The sequence below is a fragment of the Pedobacter gandavensis genome (assembly GCF_032678745.1).
In the GTDB taxonomy this organism is placed as follows: Bacteria; Bacteroidota; Bacteroidia; order Sphingobacteriales; family Sphingobacteriaceae; genus Pedobacter; species Pedobacter gandavensis_C.
Genome location: NZ_JAVTST010000001.1, coordinates 434,874 through 458,808, shown reverse-complemented (window position 1 = coordinate 458,808; position 23,935 = coordinate 434,874). Strand labels below are relative to the sequence as shown.

Annotated in this window: 25 protein-coding genes; 6 read left to right on the top strand and 19 right to left on the bottom strand. The window is 39.4% G+C overall.

The genetic code is table 11. The annotated features are described in order from the left end of the window. The first annotated feature begins 41 nt into the window (after positions 1 to 41). On the top strand, positions 42 to 2,378 hold the full coding sequence (locus tag R2S10_RS01795) for a TonB-dependent receptor (protein WP_316838722.1): 2,337 nt from the start codon (positions 42 to 44) through the stop codon (positions 2,376 to 2,378). 51 nt (positions 2,379 to 2,429) lie between these two features. Here R2S10_RS01795 and R2S10_RS01790 read toward each other — a convergent pair whose 3' ends face one another. From R2S10_RS01790 to R2S10_RS01745, 10 genes are all read right to left on the bottom strand, one after another. Then, complete coding sequence (locus R2S10_RS01790; RefSeq protein ID WP_316838721.1) at positions 2,430 to 3,053, bottom strand: hypothetical protein; 624 nt, start codon at positions 3,051 to 3,053, stop codon at positions 2,430 to 2,432. Between the two features lie 1,035 nt (positions 3,054 to 4,088). Continuing rightward, positions 4,089 to 4,559, bottom strand: a complete 471-nt coding sequence (locus tag R2S10_RS01785) for a hypothetical protein (RefSeq protein WP_316838720.1) — start codon at positions 4,557 to 4,559, stop codon at positions 4,089 to 4,091. Between the two features lie 3 nt (positions 4,560 to 4,562). Then, positions 4,563 to 5,405 carry an RHS repeat-associated core domain-containing protein gene (locus tag R2S10_RS01780; protein ID WP_316838719.1) on the bottom strand — a complete coding sequence of 281 codons (843 nt, stop codon included), beginning with the start codon at positions 5,403 to 5,405 and terminating at the stop codon, positions 4,563 to 4,565. A gap of 1 nt (position 5,406) precedes the next feature. Further along, on the bottom strand, positions 5,407 to 6,054 hold the full coding sequence (locus R2S10_RS01775) for a hypothetical protein (protein WP_316838718.1): 648 nt from the start codon (positions 6,052 to 6,054) through the stop codon (positions 5,407 to 5,409). 168 nt (positions 6,055 to 6,222) lie between these two features. Continuing rightward, positions 6,223 to 6,390 (bottom strand): hypothetical protein, encoded by a 168-nt coding sequence (locus R2S10_RS01770; protein ID WP_316838717.1) that lies wholly within the window; start codon positions 6,388 to 6,390, stop codon positions 6,223 to 6,225. Positions 6,391 to 6,511: 121 nt separating this feature from the next. Continuing rightward, complete coding sequence (locus R2S10_RS01765; RefSeq protein ID WP_316838716.1) at positions 6,512 to 6,856, bottom strand: RHS repeat-associated core domain-containing protein; 345 nt, start codon at positions 6,854 to 6,856, stop codon at positions 6,512 to 6,514. A 100-nt stretch (positions 6,857 to 6,956) separates the two neighbouring features. Continuing rightward, positions 6,957 to 7,562 (bottom strand): hypothetical protein, encoded by a 606-nt coding sequence (locus R2S10_RS01760; RefSeq protein WP_316838715.1) that lies wholly within the window; start codon positions 7,560 to 7,562, stop codon positions 6,957 to 6,959. A 98-nt stretch (positions 7,563 to 7,660) separates the two neighbouring features. Then, the gene (locus R2S10_RS01755; RefSeq protein WP_316838714.1) at positions 7,661 to 8,311 is read right to left on the bottom strand and encodes a hypothetical protein; all 651 of its coding nucleotides are present in this window, start codon (positions 8,309 to 8,311) and stop codon (positions 7,661 to 7,663) included. Positions 8,312 to 8,568: 257 nt separating this feature from the next. After that, positions 8,569 to 9,030, bottom strand: a complete 462-nt coding sequence (locus R2S10_RS01750) for a DUF4268 domain-containing protein (protein ID WP_316838713.1) — start codon at positions 9,028 to 9,030, stop codon at positions 8,569 to 8,571. 24 nt (positions 9,031 to 9,054) lie between these two features. Beyond that, entirely contained in the window at positions 9,055 to 9,738 is a 684-nt protein-coding gene (locus tag R2S10_RS01745) for a pseudouridine synthase (protein WP_316838712.1), read from the bottom strand. A gap of 138 nt (positions 9,739 to 9,876) precedes the next feature. Between R2S10_RS01745 and R2S10_RS01740 the strand changes: the two genes are divergently transcribed. Continuing rightward, positions 9,877 to 11,466: a M20/M25/M40 family metallo-hydrolase gene (locus tag R2S10_RS01740; protein WP_316838711.1), complete on the top strand. Its 1,590-nt coding sequence runs from the start codon at positions 9,877 to 9,879 to the stop codon at positions 11,464 to 11,466. 75 nt (positions 11,467 to 11,541) lie between these two features. Here R2S10_RS01740 and R2S10_RS01735 read toward each other — a convergent pair whose 3' ends face one another. Continuing rightward, the gene (locus tag R2S10_RS01735; protein WP_316838710.1) at positions 11,542 to 13,998 is read right to left on the bottom strand and encodes an alpha/beta hydrolase family protein; all 2,457 of its coding nucleotides are present in this window, start codon (positions 13,996 to 13,998) and stop codon (positions 11,542 to 11,544) included. Positions 13,999 to 14,166: 168 nt separating this feature from the next. On the opposite strand from R2S10_RS01735, the gene R2S10_RS01730 reads away from it, so the two are divergent. Then, on the top strand, positions 14,167 to 15,072 hold the full coding sequence (locus R2S10_RS01730) for an AraC family transcriptional regulator (protein ID WP_316838709.1): 906 nt from the start codon (positions 14,167 to 14,169) through the stop codon (positions 15,070 to 15,072). Between the two features lie 36 nt (positions 15,073 to 15,108). On the opposite strand, the gene R2S10_RS01725 is transcribed toward R2S10_RS01730, so the two are convergent. Next, positions 15,109 to 15,279 (bottom strand): hypothetical protein, encoded by a 171-nt coding sequence (locus R2S10_RS01725; protein ID WP_316838708.1) that lies wholly within the window; start codon positions 15,277 to 15,279, stop codon positions 15,109 to 15,111. Positions 15,280 to 15,557: 278 nt separating this feature from the next. On the opposite strand from R2S10_RS01725, the gene R2S10_RS01720 reads away from it, so the two are divergent. Both R2S10_RS01720 and tatA read left to right on the top strand, forming a co-directional pair. Further along, complete coding sequence (locus R2S10_RS01720) at positions 15,558 to 15,866, top strand: twin-arginine translocase TatA/TatE family subunit (protein ID WP_316838707.1); 309 nt, start codon at positions 15,558 to 15,560, stop codon at positions 15,864 to 15,866. 24 nt (positions 15,867 to 15,890) lie between these two features. Continuing rightward, the gene (tatA, locus tag R2S10_RS01715) at positions 15,891 to 16,073 is read left to right on the top strand and encodes a twin-arginine translocase TatA/TatE family subunit (protein ID WP_316838706.1); all 183 of its coding nucleotides are present in this window, start codon (positions 15,891 to 15,893) and stop codon (positions 16,071 to 16,073) included. On the opposite strand, the gene R2S10_RS01710 is transcribed toward tatA, so the two are convergent. The 3 genes from R2S10_RS01710 to R2S10_RS01700 all read right to left on the bottom strand — a co-directional run bounded on the left by R2S10_RS01710 (position 16,070) and on the right by R2S10_RS01700 (position 18,979). After that, positions 16,070 to 17,047: a Gfo/Idh/MocA family oxidoreductase gene (locus R2S10_RS01710; protein WP_316838705.1), complete on the bottom strand. Its 978-nt coding sequence runs from the start codon at positions 17,045 to 17,047 to the stop codon at positions 16,070 to 16,072. The two genes, tatA and R2S10_RS01710, sit on opposite strands and share 4 nt — an antisense overlap. A gap of 9 nt (positions 17,048 to 17,056) precedes the next feature. Further along, positions 17,057 to 17,890, bottom strand: coding sequence for a DUF6929 family protein (locus tag R2S10_RS01705; RefSeq protein WP_316838704.1), 834 nt, complete (start codon positions 17,888 to 17,890; stop codon positions 17,057 to 17,059). 111 nt (positions 17,891 to 18,001) lie between these two features. Continuing rightward, positions 18,002 to 18,979, bottom strand: a complete 978-nt coding sequence (locus R2S10_RS01700; RefSeq protein WP_316838703.1) for a DUF1080 domain-containing protein — start codon at positions 18,977 to 18,979, stop codon at positions 18,002 to 18,004. Between the two features lie 146 nt (positions 18,980 to 19,125). Here R2S10_RS01700 and R2S10_RS01695 point away from each other — a divergent pair, with 146 nt between their 5' ends. Further along, positions 19,126 to 20,043, top strand: coding sequence for an NADP-dependent oxidoreductase (locus R2S10_RS01695; RefSeq protein ID WP_316838702.1), 918 nt, complete (start codon positions 19,126 to 19,128; stop codon positions 20,041 to 20,043). On the opposite strand, the gene R2S10_RS01690 is transcribed toward R2S10_RS01695, so the two are convergent. The 4 genes from R2S10_RS01690 to R2S10_RS01675 form a co-directional block, all read right to left on the bottom strand. Continuing rightward, positions 20,040 to 21,143: a class I SAM-dependent methyltransferase gene (locus R2S10_RS01690; RefSeq protein WP_316838701.1), complete on the bottom strand. Its 1,104-nt coding sequence runs from the start codon at positions 21,141 to 21,143 to the stop codon at positions 20,040 to 20,042. The two genes, R2S10_RS01695 and R2S10_RS01690, sit on opposite strands and share 4 nt — an antisense overlap. A gap of 82 nt (positions 21,144 to 21,225) precedes the next feature. Beyond that, entirely contained in the window at positions 21,226 to 23,043 is a 1,818-nt protein-coding gene (locus R2S10_RS01685) for an NRDE family protein (protein ID WP_316838700.1), read from the bottom strand. After that, positions 23,031 to 23,531: a hypothetical protein gene (locus R2S10_RS01680; protein ID WP_316838699.1), complete on the bottom strand. Its 501-nt coding sequence runs from the start codon at positions 23,529 to 23,531 to the stop codon at positions 23,031 to 23,033. The genes R2S10_RS01685 and R2S10_RS01680 overlap by 13 nt, the downstream gene beginning before the upstream one ends. Positions 23,532 to 23,542: 11 nt before the next feature. Next, complete coding sequence (locus R2S10_RS01675) at positions 23,543 to 23,935, bottom strand: hypothetical protein (protein WP_316838698.1); 393 nt, start codon at positions 23,933 to 23,935, stop codon at positions 23,543 to 23,545.

Here is a 23,935-nt window from a genome sequence, read left to right as displayed (position 1 = left end):
TTTAAAGAGAGCTTTATACTTTCCTTAAACCATCATTTGTTATGCTCAGATTTATCACGCTTTTACTTCCGCTCCTCATTTACTCCTGGTATGCTCTTGCGCAACAACCCCTACAAAAGATCCGTGGAACTGTAATTGACCGGGCTTCGAGTGCCGCCCTGCCATTTGTAACGGTCTCTATTCTAAATAGCAAGTACGCCGGTATCACTGATGAAATGGGCAACTTCGAACTCAGGAATGTGCCCATTGGTCGATATACCATACAGGTTTCTTTAACAGGCTACGAACCAAGCCAGGTAAAAGAAGTTCAGGTATCCTCTTCAAAAGAAGTATTCCTAACGATTCCGATGAAAGAAAACGTACAGGCTTTAGATGAAATTACGATCACTCCTCAGCTGAACAAACAACAAGCCTTGAATCCTACCGCTACGGTTAGCGCAAGGATGCTCAGTCCAGAGGAAGCAAGGCGATATGCAGGAGGTTTTGATGATCCCGCCAGACTGGTTGCTTCTTTTGCAGGGGTTTCCAGTAATATTGGCAACAATGCCATCGTGGTTCGAGGCAACAGTCCACAGGCATTACAATGGAAACTGGAAGGTGTGGAAATCCCAAATCCCAATCATTTTGCTGATCTGGGTGCTTTTGGTGGTGGCGGATTAACAGCGCTCAGCATCCAGGTACTGGGTAATTCCGACTTCTTTTCAGGAGCCTTCCCTGCAGAATATAACAATGCACTTTCTGGAGTTTTTGATCTCCAACTCAGAAATGGGAATTCCGAAAAAAGAGAAGGTACAGTTCAATTGGGCATTATCGGCATCGACGCTTCCCTGGAAGGTCCATTTAAACAAAAAAGTAAATCTTCCTATCTTTTTAATTACCGCTACTCTACCCTTGCCCTACTTGGCGGCTTACTCCCCGACAATGCAGGAGGTATAAAATACCAGGATCTTTCCTTTAAGCTGAACTTCCCGACACCACGCTCTGGTACTTTTTCCCTTTGGGGAATCGGCTTAATCGATCGTTCAGGTGGGGAGCCGAAATCAAAACCAGAAGAGCGGAAATATGATAGCGATATGGAAGATCAGGATGTAAAGCAATATATGGGTGCCATCGGACTCAGTCACAAGCTGTTCTTAAACCCCATGCAATACACAAAAACCACTTTAGCCAGCACTTTTAACGGCATCAACCTACATACCGAACGTTTAAACAGCGCGCAGCTATTACTGCCGAAAGACAGAATCAAACAACAGAACAATTCCATAGTGCTTTCCTCCTTCCTGAATACAAAAATCAGCCCTATCCATAGCAACAGAACCGGTTTTCAAGCAACTGGTTTAAGCTACGACATCCTGTTGAAAGAAGCCCTTCAACCAGGAGCGCCCTTGCATACTATTGTTGACCAGAACGGGAATGCTGCGCTACTTGCCGCTTATAGCAATTCTACCTTTAACTTTACAGACAGCTGGACTATGAATCTTGGACTAAACGTACAATGGTTTAGCTTAAACCAACATTATACGATTGAACCCAGAGTTGGTATAAAATACAAATTGAACCAAAAGCAGGCATTGAGCATAGCCTATGGCTTGCACAGCAGACTAGAACGACTCAATTATTATTTCATCAGAAATGAACAATACTGGAATGGAGCAATCAATAAATCGCTCGACTTTAGCAAGGCACATCATTTGGTAGCTGGATACGACCTCAATCTATCTGAAACCACCCATTTAAAACTAGAAGCCTATTATCAAAAACTATTCAATATACCTGTTGTAAAAGACAGCTCTTTATCGTTGATTAATATCCAAAACGATTGGTTTTTCAAAGAAAAACTAGAGAATACCGGGCAGGGAGAAAACTATGGAATAGACCTGAGCTTGGAAAGGTATTTATCCAAAGGGTACTACTATATGCTAAGCGGCTCAGTATTTAGCTCCCGATATCGTGGCGGAGACCAAATCTGGAGGTCTACCAGATACAATCGGAACTTCAGTGTGAATGTTTTAGCAGGAAAAGAATGGCAAACCGGTCGATTAAAACAAAACGTAATTGGCTTGAATATACGGTTGAATTACCAAGGTGGAGACCATTACAGCCCAATAGATCAGCCTGCTTCTTTTCTAGCGCAAGACGCTATTTTCAAAGAAAAAGAGGCCTTTTCTCTTCAATTACCTGCTGCATTTACTTCCCATTTAAGCGCGAGCTACCGTAAAAACGGGAAAAGAAGAGGTTATGAGATTGCCTTGAAGCTGATCAATGCCACGATGTATAAAGAATTCTCAGCATTTAGTTTTAACTACCAGACACAGGAGGTCGATTTGCGAAGGGAGGCCATTTTCATCCCTAACCTCAGTTACAAATTAGAGTTTTAATGCGGTCTTATTTATCGTCCAGATTTGATATTATTTACTCATATTACTTAGTTAATGATCCCATTTAAATCCTTCGATATCAAAAGCCATTTGTCTTGATCCTTCTTTATAGAATTCTGCCTCGATTAACAATTTTTTATGCTTCTTCAAATTTGATATAAACCTAGCCGTATTGTCTATAAAAACAACATCAGAACTATGATCAGCAGGTCTAGAAATAGAATAAACATTAGCTTTTGAATCCCCAAATCTTACTTTTACCGAAGCTCCCGAATAATTATGAATAAATTGTCCCTTTGATATTTGTAAGATTACATGATTTTCATCTCTTTTCTTTCTCAGAATCAAGGTGGCAACTGAACCGCCGTTATAAGGAAAACCAAATTCCAATTCCTCATTTGCAATTAATTCGGCATAATAATCCTTTTTAGAAGTCATCTTATCCTCATCATCGTAATATAGCCACTTATATTCAGGTGTTGCATCCGCTGTATCAACCAAAGACAACTCTTTGGATGCCTTCGAGTACTGTGGATTTGAGTCCTTCTGTTTTGATGTTGATGTAGCAGCTGTTAGCTGATCGATACCAATCCCGTTCGACTCATTGCATTTTCCAATTGCCCACAGCATCAACACAACTCCACCAGCCCACAGTAGTATTTTTTTTAATTCCATAATTTATGCCTGATTTAAACCCCATTTATAAAGCTGATACGCTTGACCAGGCGGAACTCAGAATGGATGATTAGAGGGAAATGTACAAAAGTATTTTGAATTCTATCTTTTTCCTTTTGAAGTATCTTCGCAAGTTTTCTACTTGCTTTAAAACATCATAAGAAAACCTAACTCCGTTTTTTTCCTTAATTAATTCTTCAATCTGATTCCCTAATCCTTTCAGTGGGTCATCAATCATATTGACAGACAACACTTAAGCCTCTCCCCTTATTTTTGATTAAATTTACTTATAATAAAATATGACACAAAGGTACTTACTGCAACGTTAGCCCAAATTAATAACGCGAATGACTGGGAGTCCTTTACACTGTAAAAAGATATAACAAAAAAAAAGATAATTAATATTACAGAATTTATAAATCGATTCATTTTTAGAAGATAAGTCATTAAGAACAATACCAAACTTAAAATCACATACAAATAGAATAAATATATTGCTGTAATTCCTAACGCTAAGTTCATCTTAATAAATCCTTCAGATATAAAATTCATGATGATTACTTCATAAATAAGCACATAAAAAATGACTTGTAAAAACGGTTGCTTAAGCGATTCTAAAATTGGGGAGGGTTTCATGAACTGTGTCATTCTAAATTAATGCTTCTCAGAAGCTCCTATGCTTGCATGATTTTATCACCAAATCTAACATAAAGTTGTAAAAATATCAGCCCCCAATGATGAACGGTTCAGCTATAAAATCTTAACTCATCAAAAGCAACAAAGATAATAATCCATTATACATATTAACTTCTTCTAATGAAAGGGAATCATCTGCAATCACAAATCTAACGTCAAATAAGCCATCTCCTATTTTATCAATAATTTCGTCTTAATTTATAAATCTTATCAGATTGTTAAAAGAATAATCATATGGAGAATGCCACAGCATCTGCACAGAAAGCGGATCCAGGATACTTCACCTTCCAATCACCGGGTCATAGAATCTTGCCTCGTAATCTAATACTTAATAAAACTTTAAGTTCGATCAATCAATATCCCCCAATTTTTCCGTAACTTCTTTTGATAGATTTTTTGATTTTCAAAATCTTTAAACTTATCGCATCTGTCATAAACGTAATACACGACTTTATCATCCGGTATTTTGTTTGCTATTAACTGAATATAAATAACATCAAATATTCCACATTCGTCCTTCTGTTCTGTAACACATCGTATCTGCTTAATTTTCAATGCATTCATTTTTAAGACTAAAGTACGGTCAAAAATGAGATTTTTATATTTACTATATTGTGGTTCAGATGTAAACAAAATACCAACTTCATTATCATCAAATTTTTTCGTTTTTATTTCCCCCTCAATATAGATTCTTATAGAATCCAAGGAAGCAAAATTTTGCTTAAAAAACTCTTCATGTCTTTTGTTTTCAGTCTTACAAGATATAAGTAGGCAAGCTACACTAATTAATAATAACAGATTTCTTTTCATAAATTATTGTCTATTGTGCAAACGTTCTTCAAGTACTCTATTTTTAAAATTCTCATTAGCCTTCATATACTTTCTCGCTATTGCACGACCCGCTGAAATGGCCCTTTGCTCCCAAGGTTCATCATTTCTACCTCTAGTCCCCTTTTCAGCCAACCAGTTAGGATCAATTAATGAACTATGATACTCCAACACCATCCCCCATAGAAGATTACCTGCTTCATTTGCATTGTATACTTTACCACTAATTTGAATCAAAGCTGAACGATCTATCTTTAACATTTGATATGCTGCATTCTTGTAATCCAATGTTCCACCTACCGATTCTTTCATTATTGTACCCTCTATATCATTTTTATATAGATCATAGAAAATATAACTTGCTTGCCCCAAGATCTGTCCAATTTCAGAATCACCTAAGGTAACAATTGAGCCAAATGCGCCAATTCTATCATCAGCATCATCTCTTCCTTTTAGTGTCTGTAAACTGTTCGCTTGAAAGCTAGAACCATTATAGTAAAATATATTATTCTTATTGCCCTTTTTTTCGTTAACTACTGGGTTTACACCTCCATTACCCGATTTAAATGAGTAGGTTGTTCCCATTCTTCTCTCAGTTATCTGTTGTTGAACAGTACTCCAACTTACAATTTCGCCATCATCTTCATAATTACCCGTCTTCCAATTATATGTTGCTAACATTCCATCTGGATCAATTGCGTTTATGGGATTATTATAGCAATAATTATAAGGTGTATAGCCTGGAATAATCGATGACATAGGATCAATTACATTCCAGCGCCCTATCACCGGGTCATAGAACCTAGCGCCGTAATCAAACAGCTTCAATCTACAAAGATTCTTTCAAGAGACTTTCAATATCATCAACAGCATCCTCACCCAACCACTTATAATTGCCATTTTCTAATGGCCAAGATAATTTAGAGAAATTCCTCTTCTCCATTTTTTTAAGCCATTCTTTGTATATTTTATAAACTATATCTATATCATTCCGGTTGAAATTACACACTTTTCCCGTTTGCTGATTTATTAGAACCGGAGAGACAATTACACTCCCTTTAAACAACATAGTTGTTATAGAATATAGAGCTTCAACTTCTACGGGATATCTTATATTCTTTTTCACCATCTCAGCTCTATTCTGACTTCGCCCGTAAATGTTTGAAAAGTATTTGTTACTAACGCAAGTGTCTCCATAAAAGTTCAAATACTCATGAAAGACTTTTATTCGATCTTTTCTATTCAATCCCAATTTATCAAGTATAACTCGATCATCTGGAGTAAATTCTGTAGATGAATTTCTCTTATACAGAACTTCTATATGTCTTTCGCATGTTTGATTTTGTTTAACAGGATCAGAAAGAGACAGATATTTTAATTGAAGTTGCCCGTTGACAAACGCATTAGAACAACCAAAAAAGCAAAGGAATGCAACCAAAGCAATAGTTGTCGTTAAATTTAAATTATTCTTTTTCATTTTTTTTGAAATATCTTCTTAAATAATCCATAATTTGATTGAATCCCTCTGTTCCTTTCTCATACTTCACATAATTCGTTGCTTCTTGTCGGTTTTTTTTTTTCTTACAGTGCCTATATCGTCTTTTGATGTATAGCCCTCGGATTTAGATGTAGCTGAGTGAAAAGGTTACCAAACATCCCCAATTTTACTTCCTCCCACTGTCATCACATCATGATCTGGAACTTCTATACCCGATGAACCTTTATCTGCTATCCCTAAATCTGTATATTCATCCTTTAAAATTTTACCAGCGGCTTCTGCATCAATAACGAATTCACCATCTCCAAGGGTCAAACCTCGTTGAGTTTTCTATATCTACGAGCGTAATCTTCCCGTCTTTACCTGTAAATTTAATACCACTTAACTTATCAACGAAGACATCCGTTTTTTTATCAGTGCGTATTGTCCCAATCTGCTATGTCAACGAGTAAGTTCCACTAGCATTTATGGCATCTCTTGTGAAGCTATTTCCTGACGAAGTAAAGATTATATTGCCAGTTGCCGGATCTCGTTCGATCATTCCATCGGCATCGATATATCTGATCGGGTTATTATAAGCATATCGATAAGGAGACCAACGCCTGTTTACCTCTGCCAGAGGATCAATTACATTCCATCTCCCTATCACCGGGTCATAGAATCTAGCCCCATAATCGTACATCTTTTCCTGATCTTGCTTCTCCTTACCATTATACTGGTATTTATTCTCCGTACCAACAACATTCCGTTGGATGCCTAGTCTAAATGGATAGTAATCCATCTCCTGTATTTTCCGCGCGGTATCGGATTCTATATTAAAGTACAATCGTGCATTTCCAAGATGATCACCTAGCGCATACTCGTAACTATAATTTGTGGTACTATTTCGGACCAGACGTCCATGTGGCTCCCGTATAAATATGATTTAAGCTAATTTTAGACCTATCCGAAATATCCTTTTTATTTAATACTTTTTTAAATAGCTCATGAACACGTGGATCATCATATTTTTCAGCAAACCGAAGTCTTGTATTCCAACCATTAGGAAACAAAACAAAAAACAGGATATCTTCACTCAGATTATCCTTTTCAAACATTGCCAAACAATAATTTGCAAAATCAAGATACTTCTCAAAATTTAATTTTTGAGCAGCAAAAACGCATATCATTTTCTTACTCTCTTGATAATTTTTGTTTTTCATAACTCTCAAAAAATCATCATAATATTTGTCTGGAGCATTATAAAGTACCATGAAATCTTTGTTTCCATCCATACGGACAGGAGGATCCCAACTCCCATTTATTTTAATATTTATTTTTTCTAATAGTGAATCAAAAGGTATATCATATTTTTCTAATTTAACTTTGTTATAAACCACTTTTTTTTTAGAATGGCTCACTAAATTATTTCTGTCATTTGGATTACACAAAATCAAAGCAAATCCAAAAAAAAATATTAAAACTGAAAATTTAACTTTAAACAACATAATATCCTTAGTTAGTCTTCTAAAAATTACTTTTATCCCTTCTCCAAATCATAGAATCTTGTTTCCTACAACGTACTGCAATTTGAGTTTTAATTATCTCACCAGATAATCCCCCAATAGATCACAGTATTTTTTTTCTTATTTATTGCAACACCTTTTGTATATCCATTCTTCCATTTTTCGGGCATTTGTGAGTTCGACTCTAACTCGCTATACCCAAAGTTGTAATTTGACTTAGCCTCAATAACATACAGATCGAATCCATTATCCAATTTAGTTTCAGTATTAATATTATAGTTTTCATAGTCAACAAAATTTGGAAGGGGAAACTTGCCTTCATAACAACTTCTGTTAAGCAAATGCTTACTTAATACTTCCGGGATGTCATTATTTTCAAGCGTTTCTCTAGTCTCAAAACGATTAACAATTAATAAACATGAATCCGATGAATTGTATGCTGAAATGGCTTTACTTTTTGCATTGTCTTCAATTAACTTTATCCTTTCCAAACTAACTCCATATTGATACAATAGTAATCCAACATTATTCTTCTTCTTATTGGTTTTGCAGGTATAATCTGAATGATCAGAGTAATCCATCTTTTCTGGGAAATGATCGATTAATTCTTTATTGAAGTTTTTTTTACATTCTTCAAAATCCAGGTCAAAATTCGACCCATTTTGAGCTTGACTACAACCAGTAAAAAACAACATTGAGAATAACATCAAAGTAAGACGAGCTAGTTTCATAAAATTTCGAAAATGATGACTGCAATTATCCATGGATTATCACAAATTGACATCATTTAACATTCCAAAGGAAATAGACAGCTGAAACTGAATAAAACTATTCAAAACACCTGATATCAGGTGTTTATTTTTGAGAGCATTAAATAGAAAATCATAATTAGTAATAAAACACTACTCTAATGTATTCATAAATAATTAGATAACCATCTTCAACTCCTTTATAAAAAAGAGCAAATTTACAGAGACAAAGCTATCCCCTATTTAAACGTATCGAAACCATCCTTTGCATCACACCAAAACTCGTCCAGTGCAATCAATCTTGGCTTCAAAAAAGAAATCAGCTTTGGCCAGTCTGTTTCTTTAAAAATACTCACATCAGGAAGGTGTTTTACAATCCTGCTCACGGTTTTATAATTTTCATCCGTAGTATGTAGTTCCCAATCCCAGTCCTCTTCCAGACTATTCTGCAACATCGTCTTAAAAGAAAGGAATTCCTCAAAAATCAGCTCTTGCATTCCCGGATCAGGGTGCGACATTTCTATCGCGATATAAGCGGATTTCTTATCTACATGCATCTTGAAATTCAAATACTTGATGCCTGTTTTATAATTCACCCAATTGATCCGCATCCCCTCAGCAGATTGATGGGGCGCTATATATTGACCGAAGGTCGTCCAGAAAGACTGTTTTAACTGTGCAGCCTGATCTTTTGAAAACATGGTATTGGTTTTAAATGAAGGTAATTAAAGCGTAAAGTTCATCAGGTCCATCACTCTCTTAAACTCGTCCTGAACGTTCGCTTTCAAATGAATGGTTTCTTTAGTCACCGGATGTTCGAATTTCAATTCTGAAGCGTGTAACAACATCGTCGTCATCTCCCATTGCTCTTTGAAAAACTTGTTTTGTTTGTTACAACCATGCTTACGATCTCCGATAATCGGGTAAAAGATATGTGCAAAATGTCTGCGCAACTGGTGCATCCTTCCGGTAGTAGGTGTAGCTTCTACCAATGAATACCTGGAAGTAGGATGTTTCCCTAAAGCAACTTCCAGCTCTGCACGCTGTAGCGTTACAAAAGCGGTAAATGCCTCTTGCATATTGCCGTTTTCTTTGGCCAATGGGTAATCAATCTCCTCGCTATCTGGCGCATAACCTCTCAAAATCGCCAGGTATTTCTTTTCTACCTGTGCATTTTGAAATTGCTGATGCATCGCGATTTCCGTTTCTTTATCAAAAGCAAAAAGCAGTAAACCACTGGTCTTACGATCTAAACGATGTACAGGGCTAACATACTTATTTATCTGATCCCTTAGCATTTGCAGCGCAAATTCTGTGGCATCACTAGCAATAGAAGAACGGTGTACCAATAAACCATGAGGCTTATTGATGGCAATCAGATGATCGTCCTGATATACAATTTCCAGCATTTATTTTTTTCCGCGAAGATAACCTTTTGATTTTTTAAAATGGACGGATTGTATCAAGTTTGTTCCTTTTTGACAGGTTGGAAGCATTTTCCTTACCTTCCCTTACCAATACTTCCATTACATAAAAGTAAAGAATTCATGAAAACCAAACCAACAAACCCTTCCATAACCGGATTAAAAAGGGCAACCAAAGTGTTTTTTATGGCCATGCTGATCACAGGAAATGTCAGCTATGCCCAAACTAAAAAGGAAACTATCGACCTGATCGTCAAGGAAGCGACTGAAAACTCTCAGCTGGAAAAACTTGCCCATGAGCTGTTAGATATGGTAGGCCCCAGATTAGTCGGTTCCCCTCAAATGAAACAAGCAAACGATTGGGCAATCGCCAAATATACAAGCTGGGGCATCCCCGCAAAAAATGAACAATGGGGAGAATGGCGCGGTTGGGAACGTGGCATTTCTCATATAGACATGGTTTATCCACGCGTAAAATCCCTGGAAGGAATGCAATTGGCCTGGAGTCCAAGTACGAAAGGAAAAGCAGTGGTTGGAGAAATGATCATCTACCCTGACCTACCCGATTCTGTTTCTTTTAAAAGCTGGTTGCCAAGCGTTAAAGGTAAATTCGTAATGTTTTCTATGAATCAACCTACCGGCAGACCAGACTACAACTGGCAGGAATTTGCTACTCCGGAATCTTTTGAGAAAATGAAAAAGGACAGAACCCTGCAAACCAATGCATGGAGATCAAGAATCAGTAAAACCGGACTAAACCTGAAAGCATTAGCACTGGCATTTGAAAGTGCAGGAGCATTAGGTGTGGTCACCAGCAACTGGTCTTCTGGCTTTGGTGTCAACAAAATATTCGGTGCCAATACCACCAAAATCCCTTCAATCGACATCTCTTTAGAAGATTACGGCCTATTGTACCGTCTTACTGAATCAGGATCTAAGCCTAAAATCAGTGTAAACGTTGGCTCTAAAGAGTTGGGAATGGTGCCTACGTTCAATACCATTGCCGAAATCAAAGGCACAGAAAAACCAAATGAATATGTGATCCTTTCTGCGCATTTTGACTCCTGGGATGGTGGTACAGGTGCAACAGATAACGGTACCGGAACCATTACCATGATGGAAGCAATCAGAATCCTGAAGAAAATCTATCCTAATCCAAAAAGAACGATCCTCGTGGGTCATTGGGGTAGTGAAGAGCAAGGCTTAAACGGATCAAGGGCCTTCGTAGAAGACCATCCGGAAATCGTTAAAAACATTCAGGTAGTATTTAACCAGGACAATGGAACAGGCCGCGTGGTTAACCTTGCCGGACAAGGCTTCTTAAATTCTTATGGCTATTTAGGCAAATGGTTATCCGCTGTACCGGAAGAGATCAGAAAACAAATCGCAACTACTTTCCCTGGTACACCAGGTGGCGGAGGTTCAGATTTCGCCTCTTTTGTGGCGGCTGGAGCCCCTGCTTTTTCTTTAAGCTCTAATAGCTGGTCTTATGGTACTTATACCTGGCATACCAATAGAGATACTTATGATAAGGTAGTTTTTGATGATGTAAGAAGCAATGCGATATTAACGGCTATCCTGGCCTATATGGCGAGCGAAGATCCGGAAACAACGTCCAGAGAGAAAAGCATTTTACCGATCAACCCAAGAACAGGAGAACCAGGCGTATGGCCTCCACAAGTTAAGCCAACAAGAAAAGGCGGTGTAAACTAATATTCAGCACCTATAAACAAAAAATGCCTCCTGATCTAAGAACCAGGAGGCATTTTTTGTTGATCATCAGGCTTACTATTTGCTCGCGCTTGATTTTTTATTCTTTACGTATTTTTCCAACCATTGGTCCTGCTCCCAGAAGGTATGAAGGATAGATTCCCTGCTTCTGTAGCCATGGAATTCTTTAGGCAGTAAAACTAATCTAACTGTACCTCCATGCCCTTTGATCGCGCTATACAAACGCTCACTCTGAATCGGGAAAGTACCTGAGTTTTCATCGTCAATACCATGAGTCATCAATAATGGTGTTTTGATTTTGTTGGCATAATTGAAAGGCGACATTTTGTTGTAAACATCCATGGCCTCCCAATACGTACGTGCTTCCACCTGGAAACCAAAAGGAGTTAAAGTACGGTTGTAAGCACCACTTCTCGCAATTCCAGCAGCAAAAAGATTGGTATGCGCCAATAAGTTGGCCGTCATGAATGCACCATAAGAGTGACCTCCTACTGCAATTCTAGCCCTATCAGCAACGCCCATATCCACTACATAATTGATCAAAGAAGTTGCATTGTCTTCAATCTGCTCCAGGAAAGTATCATTAGGCTCTTCTTTTCCTTCTCCAACAATCGGCATGTCTGCCTGATCCAATACCGCATACCCTCTGGTTACCCAGAATACAGGCGAACGGAAAGCTAACCTGGTGAAACGATATGGCGAACCTTTAACCTGTCCGGCTGCTGCCAGACTTTTAAACTCACGTGGGTAAGCCCAGATCAATACTGGCAATGGTCCGTTTTCTTTCTTAAAATCTTTAGGTACATATAAAGTAGCAGACAGCTTAATCCCGTCCTTACGTGGATAAGAAAGCAAGGTCTTTTGCACCCCTTTTAAGCTCGGATATGGATCAGAGAAACTGGTTAAAGCCTGTTCAGACTTGTTTTTCAGGTCTACCGCAAAAATATTAGGTGTTTCTTCTGTAGATTCTCTGGAAATATAAACCTTCCCTGTATTGTTAAAAAACACTGGTTCCTCATAATAAGGCGCTTTAGACTTAAACAAAGTATCCTGTTTATTGGAGATCAGGTTCCATTTTAAAATGAAAGGGCGATCACCTTGTGGAGAGGCACCAGCTCCTTTGGTAAAAACCACTCCTGCTGCAGCTTTATCAAACAACAACACCTTTTCAGAGAAAGGCCCTTTTCCATAGAGAAAATCTCCAGGATCAGCATAAGTATCCTCCGAAGACCTTGTCGAAATCACCTTGACTATTTTTCCGCTTTCCGGATTGATCAGGGTCATTTTTGAACTCCGGTCTTTTTTCCATTGCTCTTTTAGAATGGCATAATTTTGATTGCCCCATTCTACCCCACTATACCTTAAAGCCATACTATACAGCTTTACAGAATTGCCTGAAAATGGTGCTTTGAGCATATATAAAGCATCACGCACTTCCGATTTTAAGTTTGGATCACCTTTATCCTGCGCTTCTGCCCAAATGATAGTAGCAGGCGCATCGCTTCTCCATTCGTAAGCACGTGGGCCCATCGCTACCGCATCAAAACCAGTAGGCAATTTCTCTGCCAATGGCGCATGATATAGGGCTTTAACTGTTTTCCCTTGTGTATCCAGAATCGTAGTTTGGAAAGGGAAATAATAAATAGGTACCAGATAAGAATATGGTGTTTCAATGGTTTGTACCATCAGGTATTTCCCATCAGGGGAATAAGCCGCTTTACGGTAAATTGCAGGACCTGCAATTTTTGTGGTCTGACCATTCAAATCTACCTCCTGCAATTCTGAACTCAAATAATAAGCCATCAGACTTTGATCATAAGTATTTTTAAGCAGGTTCTGATAAGTCCTTGAAGGGGTTACTACGCCCATATTTTCCTGAACAACAGGTCCGGTAGGCACTATATTTTCTATGGGTTTAGCCCCACGTGTTGGCAGAATAAACTGAGCAAGGATGCGCTTCCCATCCGGGTGCCATTGCAAAGTGGTACCATAAGCATCATTCAACAAACCATTGGTTAGCCTGTTCGCTTTCAGGTTCTGAACATCCACCAGCCATAGTTCCACCCCATTTAAAGTGTTATTGCTAAAGGCGAAGAAATTCCCATCTGCATTCCAGCTGATATTGGTCATTCTCATTTTTTCCGGCAAACCGGCTACCTTACTTTCTTTTCCCGTTTTCAGGTCTTTAATCGTCAGGCCATTATATATACCAGAGACCTCTCCTTCCGTAGAGTTATTGGCCGGATTAATCCTGATTCCTGCCAATCCGATAACAGGTTGCGCGACCTGTTCAATGGAGGCATATCCAGGAGATGAAAGCAGCAACATCAGGCTGCCACTTTTATTAAATCGCACCGTTGGACTACCTGGGGCATCCACAAGGTCAACAATACTTTTTGGAGGCAATTGGTAAGTCAGGTTCTCCTGAGCAAATCCTGGAGAACTTAAGCCCGCCACCAGTATTAAACTGAGTAAGGTTTTAGTCATAGGTTTATAGTTTTCGGTCTGTTTCATCTATACAAAAATGGCATTCTTAAAGAAGCCTTGCTACACTATCGCGTAAAAGTTACCTATTTAAGGAATATTTTGAGAAGGGAAACACAAATTACCCTATATTTATTCTTTGAAATATTCAATCGGCTCCTTTATTAAAATAGCCCAAATTCGATAAATACCTTAACGATGCAAACTGTTGAAACCATTGATCAGTTCTATAAAAGAACCAATCAGACCATTCCCGAAGAATTGTTAAACTTCTCTGGAAATCCAAGCCATTTTAATGTTAAGGAGCGCAGTTATTGCAGTAAGGTAAGTCCATACAACAGAAGGGACCATTATAAAATATTCCTGAACGTTGGGCAGGGCCGACTCCATATGGCGAATGAGGTAATTGAAATTGACAGACCGGCATTAATTTTATCCAATCCTATGCTCCCTTATTCCTGGGAATCGATCTCAGAAGAGCAGAAAGGTTATTATTGTTTATTCAATGATTCCTTTATCTCCCCGGACTTAAAAAAAGGACTGGAAAGGTTATGCCCCCTATTTAATCCCGCACTTTCTCCATGTTGTTTCTTAACGGAGGATGCCTATCAACGCCTTAACGGATATTTCCTGCAATTGATCGATGAATTAAAGAGTGATTATGAATATAAGTTTGATGTCATCAGAAACATCTTAAAACTGATCATTCATGAGGGGATTAAAATCCAGTCGGCTAGCCTGACTCCTGCCCTTACCGACAGTTCAGACCGCATTACACCTAGATTTCTGGAATTACTAGAGCGACAATTTCCAGTTGATTCTCCGGCAAATCCTTTAAAGGTTAAGAGTGCCTCAGATTTTGCCGAGCAGCTCAACATCCATGTGAACCACCTCAACTATGTAATCAAATCACATACCGGTAAAACCACTACGCAGATGATCAGTAACAGGGTAGTTGCAGAGGCGAAAACCTTATTGAAGCAAACAGACTGGGATGTAGCAGAAATTGGATATTGTCTGGGTTTTGACTATCCTGCACATTTCAATAATTACTTTAAAAAGAATACCGGGCTTACGCCGGCTGCATTTAAGCACCAGAGTTAAGTCCCGTTATTTTCTTTGATTTATGAAATGTAAGCCTTAAGAAACGTACACCTCTTCCTCTTTTCCAAAAGTCCAGACTTGTCGCTGGCCTCTTCTGGCAATAACCAAAGAATAACAATCTTCATTTTCTGAGATTTCCAGGACCTCGCCTAAATTGATAAGCGTGTCACCGATAGATAAATTTGCAATTTCTAAGTTCTTAAACATTATAGGCTGTTCCAATATATGATCCATGAGAGCGAAAAAATAAGAATAGATTTATTTAAAATTTAATTTATACCCAAAAATAAAATTATTTATCAAATAACACTAATAAATTAGTTAATTCCTTAGATATGGCTATTAAAAGCCTCAGAGATTCCCCATTATTAACTAGAAAAGGAATGCAAATTTGGCCAAAAAAAATCCAATCACATTTTAATTCCGTTTTAATCCGGCTTTAATCTCCGCCCATTAGCTTTGCTAAAACCTTTAAATTTAAATTCATGGTATTATTGGAATTCTTAAACATGGGCAGTGGAGAGATCATGCTCATTCTTGTGGTAGTTTTACTATTATTTGGTGGCAAAAAACTCCCTGAACTGGCAAAAGGTCTTGGCAAAGGTATTCGTGAGTTTAAAGATGCTTCAGAAGGTGTGAAAAGAGAGATCCACAAAAACATCAATCTTGCTGGTCTGGAAGAAGAAATAAACGCTCCAACAGTAAGAACAACCTATCCAGCGGAAAAAGCAGTTGAAAATGAATTCAAAGCAGCAGCGTCCGAAACTGAACTTAAAGAAAATATAGTAGTTTAATCCAAACCCTAAAATAAACAAACGATGTTACATACTCCCATACTTGCGGCTTTAGGCGCGCAGGAAATCCTGGTCATCCTGGTTGTAGTGCTCCTTCTTTTTGGTGGCAAAAAAATCCCTGAATTACTAGGTGGACTAGGAAAAGGAATTCGTGAATTTAAAGATGGAAAAGACGGTGTAGACCCATCAGAGACAGAGAAGCATTAAGGCTTCTCTGTAAAACGATCCATCAACTGCATAGATAATATGGCTTCTTCTGCAGAACATGGGTTTTCGGCCAGGCCTAAAAAATAAGCCGTTACCTTTTCAATCATTGGTTGTTGTACGTGCTGTAGCGGTTTAAAATCATAAACTTTAGCCTGGCCATCTTTTGTTACCGTTACTTGATGCCCAAATACCTGGAAGCTAATCTTCCCTGCTGATCCAATAATTTCGCAAAGGTCTGTTTTATCTTGTTCAGACACGGTAAAACACCAGCTGCCATTGAATACCACACCATTTTTAAATGCAATCTGACCGCTTACCAAATCGTCTGCTATGCCAATTCCTGATTGGTTAATGGCCAATCCAGATGCAGAAAGCCATTCTCCAAAAAAGAAAACCATCAGATCCAACTGATGAGGTGCTAAATCATGAAACAAACCACCACCAGAGATCGCAGGATCTAAGCGCCAATTAGTCGCAGGGTCTGTCATTTGATTGGAAAGCGCTGGTTGGAACATTTTAAGTTGAACCAATCGTACAAGCCCTATTTCCTCTTCTTCCAATAATTCCTTGATTTTTAAAAAGAGCGGTTGCTCCCTTCTATAATGTGCAATACTCAGTTTGATGCCCGTACTTAGCGCCGCATCTTTCATCCTGATCGCTGATTCCGCGTTTAGCGTCATCGGCTTTTCTACATACACCGGTTTCCCTGCCGCAAAAGCCATTAAGGAGTAAGCTTCATGCTGTGCCGGGGGCGTGGCAATGTATATTGCATTGACTTCCGGATCATCGATGAGTTGCTGTGCATCATCATACCATGTTGGCACCCCATGACGTAATGCATAGTCCTTCGCTTTTTCTCCATCTCTACGCATTACTGCCTGCAATGATGAATTTGGCACTTTATTAAAAGCAGGTCCGCTTTTCAGTTCAGTTACATCTCCGCAACCAATTATTCCCCATTTGATACTTTTCATTTTCGTTGTTTATCTTTTCAGCGTCAATTGATAAATATCTGCCTTTAATTGATCTGAGTCATTGTCTTCGCATAAAAGAAAGCTAATCTGCTCCTTCGTATGCTGCTTTAAGGTCAGCCCTTCAAACTTATGTTGATCAGTAATTTGCTGACTAAAGTCCAGCTTCATTTTTTTAATGTCTATGCAGCCTATGATGGTTCCAAAAACAGCACCATCCTGATAAGTGGAATTGCTGTCTTCTGCAGCGGCTAAAAAGTAAAGCTTGCCATCCAGCGCCAAGGCATCTGTAAAACCGGTTGCAACCCCTTTTATTTTAGGCAATAGGATCTCTTTAAAGCTGATTTTCCCAGCTGTAGAAAGATCAGTGCCCTGCACTTTGAATACGCCATTTTTGCCGGCACCACCATTACCACGGTTAAAGAAATACCAATCCTTACCAGTAAAAACCACCCCTTCTATATTGAAGTTTTCGGAATTGATTCCCGCTACCTTTTGCATCTTTTGGTATAAAACGGAAAGATTAAGCGTAGAAATCACCTTTTTACTGTCAGCATTTACCTTTACCAGCTGATTCCGCTTCTCCGTAGAGCCGGAGCCAAAAATATACAATACCTCCCCATAGGCAGTCATTGCTTCAAAATCAGGCTTAAGTTTTTTTACGATGTTTTCCGAAGGAACGGTACTTAAAGGATGCCGTGTCAAATGAGAAGATTTCATTTCATAAGCATACAGGTAAGTTCCATTGTCACTAATGAGATTCAACTGGTCGTTTTTCAATAATAAACCGGAGGCGGAACCAATTCCTATGATCTGAAACAGCAGTTCAAGTGTAAATCTGTACATGGCTGCAATATGCTAATTCTTTATAAAAAATTAGCGGGGAATCAGGCGTATTTAAAATCGGTTATCAAAAAGCCAGAAGCCCTCTGATAACCGATCATATCCAGAGATAATTTACTTTTTCGCTGGCGTAATTATAATTTTTCTGAATTCAATAGGTCCGTGATCTCCCTGGAAATAGATTGGTCCCGGCTCGCCTTCATTGCTATCCAATGCACCACCGGTAATCCCTGGAATCTCCTGGTTGCTGATCACCGTTTTACCATTTGCCACTACAGTCACCATTCTACCAACTAAAGTGATGTCGTAAGTTTGCCATTGATCAGGTCCTAAAGCCGCAATTTCACTCGGCGGTAAAAATCCGTAAACACCACTATAATATACACTTGAAGGATGCGCATCTTTCGGACTGTCTTCTATCTGCACTTCATAACGACCTCTTAAATACACGCCGCTATTGCTCCCTTTCTTATATTTAAACTCTACATGTAATTTAAAATCTTCAAACTTCTGGTCAGAGATGAGATTGGCACCGGACTGCGGACTGCTGAGTACGCCATCCTTAACTACCCATTGATTCTTCCCTAAAGCTTTCCATCCGCTCAGGTCTTTTCCATTGAACAATTGAATAGGTTTCCCCCATACTACCGGACTTGTTCTTTTCAAATAAGGTGCTTTTACGCCTTTCCAGTTGTATTTTTTACCTTCACTGGTCTGCATGGTTCCTTGAATTTCAGAACCTTTCAACTCTCCTTCAATCACAAAATCCTGATCGCCACTTTCCCATTGTGGTGGAATCTTAAAGCTGAATTTACCATTCTCAAAATGTACTCTTGATATCGGGCGGGCACTACCGGAAGATCCTACAAAGTAGCCCACCAATATGCGGTTACCGGATAATTTAACTTCTAGCCAGGATGGCAAGGACTTTCCGTTTTCATCAACGGTAATGTCCCATCGGCCGATCAGGTCTTTTCCAGGTATATCTTGTACTGCGTTAACATTGCTGAGTTTCGGAGCTGCAAATAGCGATTCAGCTGATCCACAGCTGAGTAAGCCAGTTACCGCCATTACAAAAAGTTTCTTGTTCATCGTAACGAAATTAGGTTTAGATTGGTTAATAAAAGGTTCTAGCAGGTAAGATAGGATTTATTCGCTTTTCGCCAAAAGATACGGGGAAAAGAATTGAGAACATCCCCTGATAAATTCGTATTTTGAGCTAACCTTAATCCAGTTTTATGAAAGCCATTCAATTCAATGCTTATGGAGATTCCTCCGTATTACAATTAAAGGAAATTGCTACACCTAGTCCTAAAGCGCATGAGGTGCTGATTAAAGTGGTGGCCACCACCATCAACCCATTTGACATTAAAAACCGGTCTGGGGCTATGAAGGATTTCGTACCCATCAGCTTCCCTTTCATTCCCGGAACAGATGCTTCTGGTATGGTAGAGGAAATAGGTTCAGCCGTTAGCCGCATTAAAGTTGGCGACCTGGTTTTTGCGACAGCATCGCATGGAACTTATGCGGAATATGTATGTATCAACGAAGCCACCGTTTCGCTCATCCCCGATCATGTGAGTCTAAATGAGGCTGCTGCACTCGCAGTCCCCCTAAATACAGCTTACAGCATCTTGGTAGAAGCAGGGAATTTACATCCTGAGCAAAGGATCTTGATCCATGGCGCTGCAGGTGGCGTAGGAACCATCGTTTTACAACTGGCCAAAGCATTGGGGGCCTACGTTATTGCTACCGCTTCCGGCACTGGCCTGGACCTCATCCGTTCTTTAGGCGCCGATGAAGTGATCGATTACAAATCGCAGGACTTTACTAAACATGCAGATCAACTGGATATGGTGGTTGACCTGGTGGGCGGAGAAACACAGCTAAAATCTTATCCATTGGTTAAAAAAGGAGGAAAACTACTAAGTATTGTTATGCCGACGTCTAAAGAACTCGCCGAAAAACATGGAATCCATGCACAATTTATCAGTGCTGTTGGAGACCATAAAAAGCTGGATTTTGGAAAAAGGCTGGTAGATTCGAATAAAATCAAAGTACAAATTGCCAAGGTCATGAACATCACCGAAGCAGCAGAAGCTCAGGATCTGGTCTCTGCAGGCGGATTAAATGGCAAGATCGTATTGAATTTTTAAGAGTCCAGGAGCATACCCGGATGTGCTATACCCTTTTCCTGAATTAGTATCTTGAATTTACAGCCCATATCGGTGATTAAAGCATGTCTGAGCATCGCTATTTTTTGCGCGGCCAATGCGATATCTTTTTCCCCAGAGTAGGTTTTTAAGGCCCAGTCATTGAAACCCATTTCGAGTAAAAATCCCCCCTGACTAGAGAAAAAAACCTCTCTTAAGCCTTGTAATTGCCCCCAATAACTTAAAGCTGAGAAATTTACATGAGCAGTTATATCCTGTTTGCCGATAAAAGCATAGTAATCATCGTTAACGCTATGGTTCTTATAACAGCATAACGTTCCATCCGCCCTGCTGCTTTTATACATTTCATTACTCAGATCTCCATAATCAATGGTCATGACATATCCTTCCTTCAACGCATCGGCAACCTCCTTAATCCAGGAGATGGCTTGAAGGTTAATCTCGGTCTGAAAGCCTTCCGGAAGCACAACACCTAATGCCGAAAAGTAGTCGGTTAAGGCTGGAGATGCAGGTTTTAATACCTCCTTAAAACCATTATCCTGATCCACAAAAACTTCCATTAACCCCGCTTGCATCACCACACGATGAATTGGAAAATTATCCAGCAACTCATTTGACAACACGCACCCGCTAAAGTTTTTGATCTCGGAAATTTCTTTCAGCCATTCTACTTTCCCCTGGAGTTTTGGTTTTTCTTTGAATCTTGCTTTTCCCAGACCAACCATCACCGGACTTCTTTCGATGATGCAGTAACGAAGGTCTTGATACATTTCTTCCTGAACTTGAAGAGCAGAGAGTATATCTTCAGTCAATTTACCCGTACCAGCACCATATTCCAGGATGGTAAAGGGCTTTTTTCCCATATTACGCCAGAGTTCTTCCATTTTTCTTGCGATCATCTCCCCTACAGCATTTCCCAAATAGGGACTGGTATAAAAATCGCCTTGCTTACCAATTTTAACTCCCGGAGAGGTATAATAGCCAAACTCCGGATGGTAAAGACACATCTCCATATAATCATGGAAGGAAATTTTACCATCCTTCCTGATTTTCGATTTGATCACCTGGATAAGATCTGACATGAGTTTATAGCTATCACCTAATAAACAGTCCAGCGGAAGTGTAGTTTCTTTCCAAAGCTTTATTTCTATTGCTGTCCCCAAATTAGCCCAGAAGAATTTTTGAATAACGCTTATGCTCCAAAATCATTTTCATCCCTTGTCTGGCGTCCATCAATTCCAAGGCTTTAGACTTCGCATTTATCTGACTAATCTGATAAAGTATGCGCCAGTGCCGGATGATTTCCTTCCAGGCGAAAAAGATGGAATGTTTGGGGTCATAAATATGCGTTGGCTCGCTTGCTGCCCCATTGACTTCAATTACTGAGAAATTCCTTCCCTTATTCAGTTCCTCCCAACTGTTAAACTTCAGGTCTAACCGGCCATAATAAAAGTCTGGCATACCCAGACAGACTTGATTAATCGTGTCTAATAATTCTTCATTCACTTTACAACTAAGGTCAATAAATTTTGCCCCTCTGCTGTGGTTGCCATATGGCAGCAGCCGATAATAGCTCCCTGCTGGCAAAACCATTTTCAACAACTTACCGTAAATTGCTCTTATAGCATCTAATTGCAGAAAATAGCGATCCTCCTGAATTAAAAGCATTTCAATCGTTGAAGTTCCATCCCCGGTAAGCCCTAAAAACTCTTTACCTACAATCCCAGAAATATGTCCCCTGCTTTCACCTGGGATCCGATAATAAAAGACTCCCAGCTCCTGCTCAAAGTCGATATACTCCTGAATTAAAAAATCAAACTTGGCGCGTTCGAGGTATGCACAAACCTCTGCTAAACTACGCAACAGCTCAACTTTTACTCCCCGCTCCCCCATATCTGGCTTAGCCATCAAGGGGAAATTAAGCCCTTTAGCCTGAAGCCCATTGGTTAATGCAGCTATAGATATTGAGGACTTACAAAGTAGCGTTTTTGGATAATGCTTTTCAGACATCAGGTCATAAATGCTGCTTTTCCGGCACATTGCAAAGCCAGCATTCCGAATTGATGGATTTGCTGCACTAAAGAAAAACAAAGAACGGGCTTTTAAACTTAACCAGAACCAATAAGGCAATACAGGCAGGTAAACTATTTCCAGGGGCCAATACTCCCAATTCAGTAGCCTAATCCTAAGTCGTTTCAGTCTCGAAGCCCATCCCATCCATAAACCGGCTTTAAGCTGAGCCTGATCATCTTGCTTATGATCAATGGTCAGACTGGATATAGCTCTATCTGAATCGGCTATTTCAGCTTTCAAATCCACATACACCATCCTCGACTGTCCTGGCCTCCAAAACACACTGGTTATACTCACTGTACTCATCAACTGAGCTGAACGTTTGATGACCAAATCATTGTTCGAATCCCCTGTTCCTCCAAAACGATGAAGGTCCAGAACCTTTTCAATTGACAATTGACCTACAGATTCCTGCCATTGTCTGAACCATTGCTGGCGCGTTTTCTGTGCCTGCTCCTCATACAATGTGGCAGAAGACCAAAGGTGTGGTATAGATGGATCAGGTAATGCACAATGTTTTTCCAATCCATCCCAACGGTATTCAAAAAGCAAACCTTTCGTAAAAACAATCAGAGTAAATGGCTCCACACGAATTAGGTCTGCCTGCTCAAAGTAAAGATCTGGTTCATGCTGACTCAGAATTTCCAGCAACAGCAGGCCGCGACTTTTAGCATATGGAGCTTGTTTGACATGGTTAACAAATGCCCCATTTAACAGGACAGCCAGATCTCCGTTTCCTTTCTGGGCAAACCAAGTACCTCCTTTATCAGGATCTTTTGGAAATACCAGTTCAGAACCATTGATCTGATACTTTTTGGGCGATTCGGCAAGCCCTCTACTGTCGTGTTCATCCCTATTGGAACTCAGATAAAAGCCATCAGATGTGGGCAGAAAAGTTACTGTACACATGTTTGTCGATATTTTAAAGTAGAAATGGCCAGGCCAAAATCCTCCGGTAAGCGAATAGTTGAAATACTACTTACTGCAATTCGTATCAAGGCCATATGATGTACAGTGTGTTCCAGGTTATAGACTAGTTCTCTGAAATAACTGCTATGCACCGCGATTCCCTCTGTTTCTGTTAAGCTATAGTTAGCCAAGTGTAAAAGTTGCTTATCTGGCTGGACCAACAAATCCTCAATTTCATCTATTCTCAGGACTGCCAATGCCCTATCTGACTCTAATTGAGGGTCTCTTTTTCGCCTATCATAATTAACCGTCCCATAGTCGTATCCTTTATAGAGTTCTGTATAAATCTCTATGATGTGCCTGATATGCTGACCAATAGTTGCCCCAGACATAGCGGGTATTTTCTCCTTGTATTGCTCATCCGACAATTCGGCCAATACTAGACTTAACTGATCAAACAGTCTGTTAATAGGTTCTTTTAAATACATAACATGACCATTTAGATTTTAAAAAGCTTCGTGATTTTCTCAAATGACAGGTACAGCAAAACCGAACAGGAAAGAAAAACGATGAGGGCCATAAGAAATAGCATTCCATGGTCATTCTGGACTACAATCCCCAGGCTGGTCAAATGAAAGAATATGGCGCCAATCATCAATCCAATCCCTAATAAAGCACCCTTCCCGGTAGTCCGGGGAACTAATATCAGGATGGAGGCAATTAATTCCATTAGCCCTGTACCTATCCTTCCCCAGGGCTCCATTCCAAGTACAGAAAATATATAAATAGATTCTGGTGCAGCACTGAACTTAAAAAACAGGGTTTGTAACATGATCCCCGCAGCGATCAGTCTTAGGACCCAAACTCCTATATTTTTCTGTTGAATCGTCAT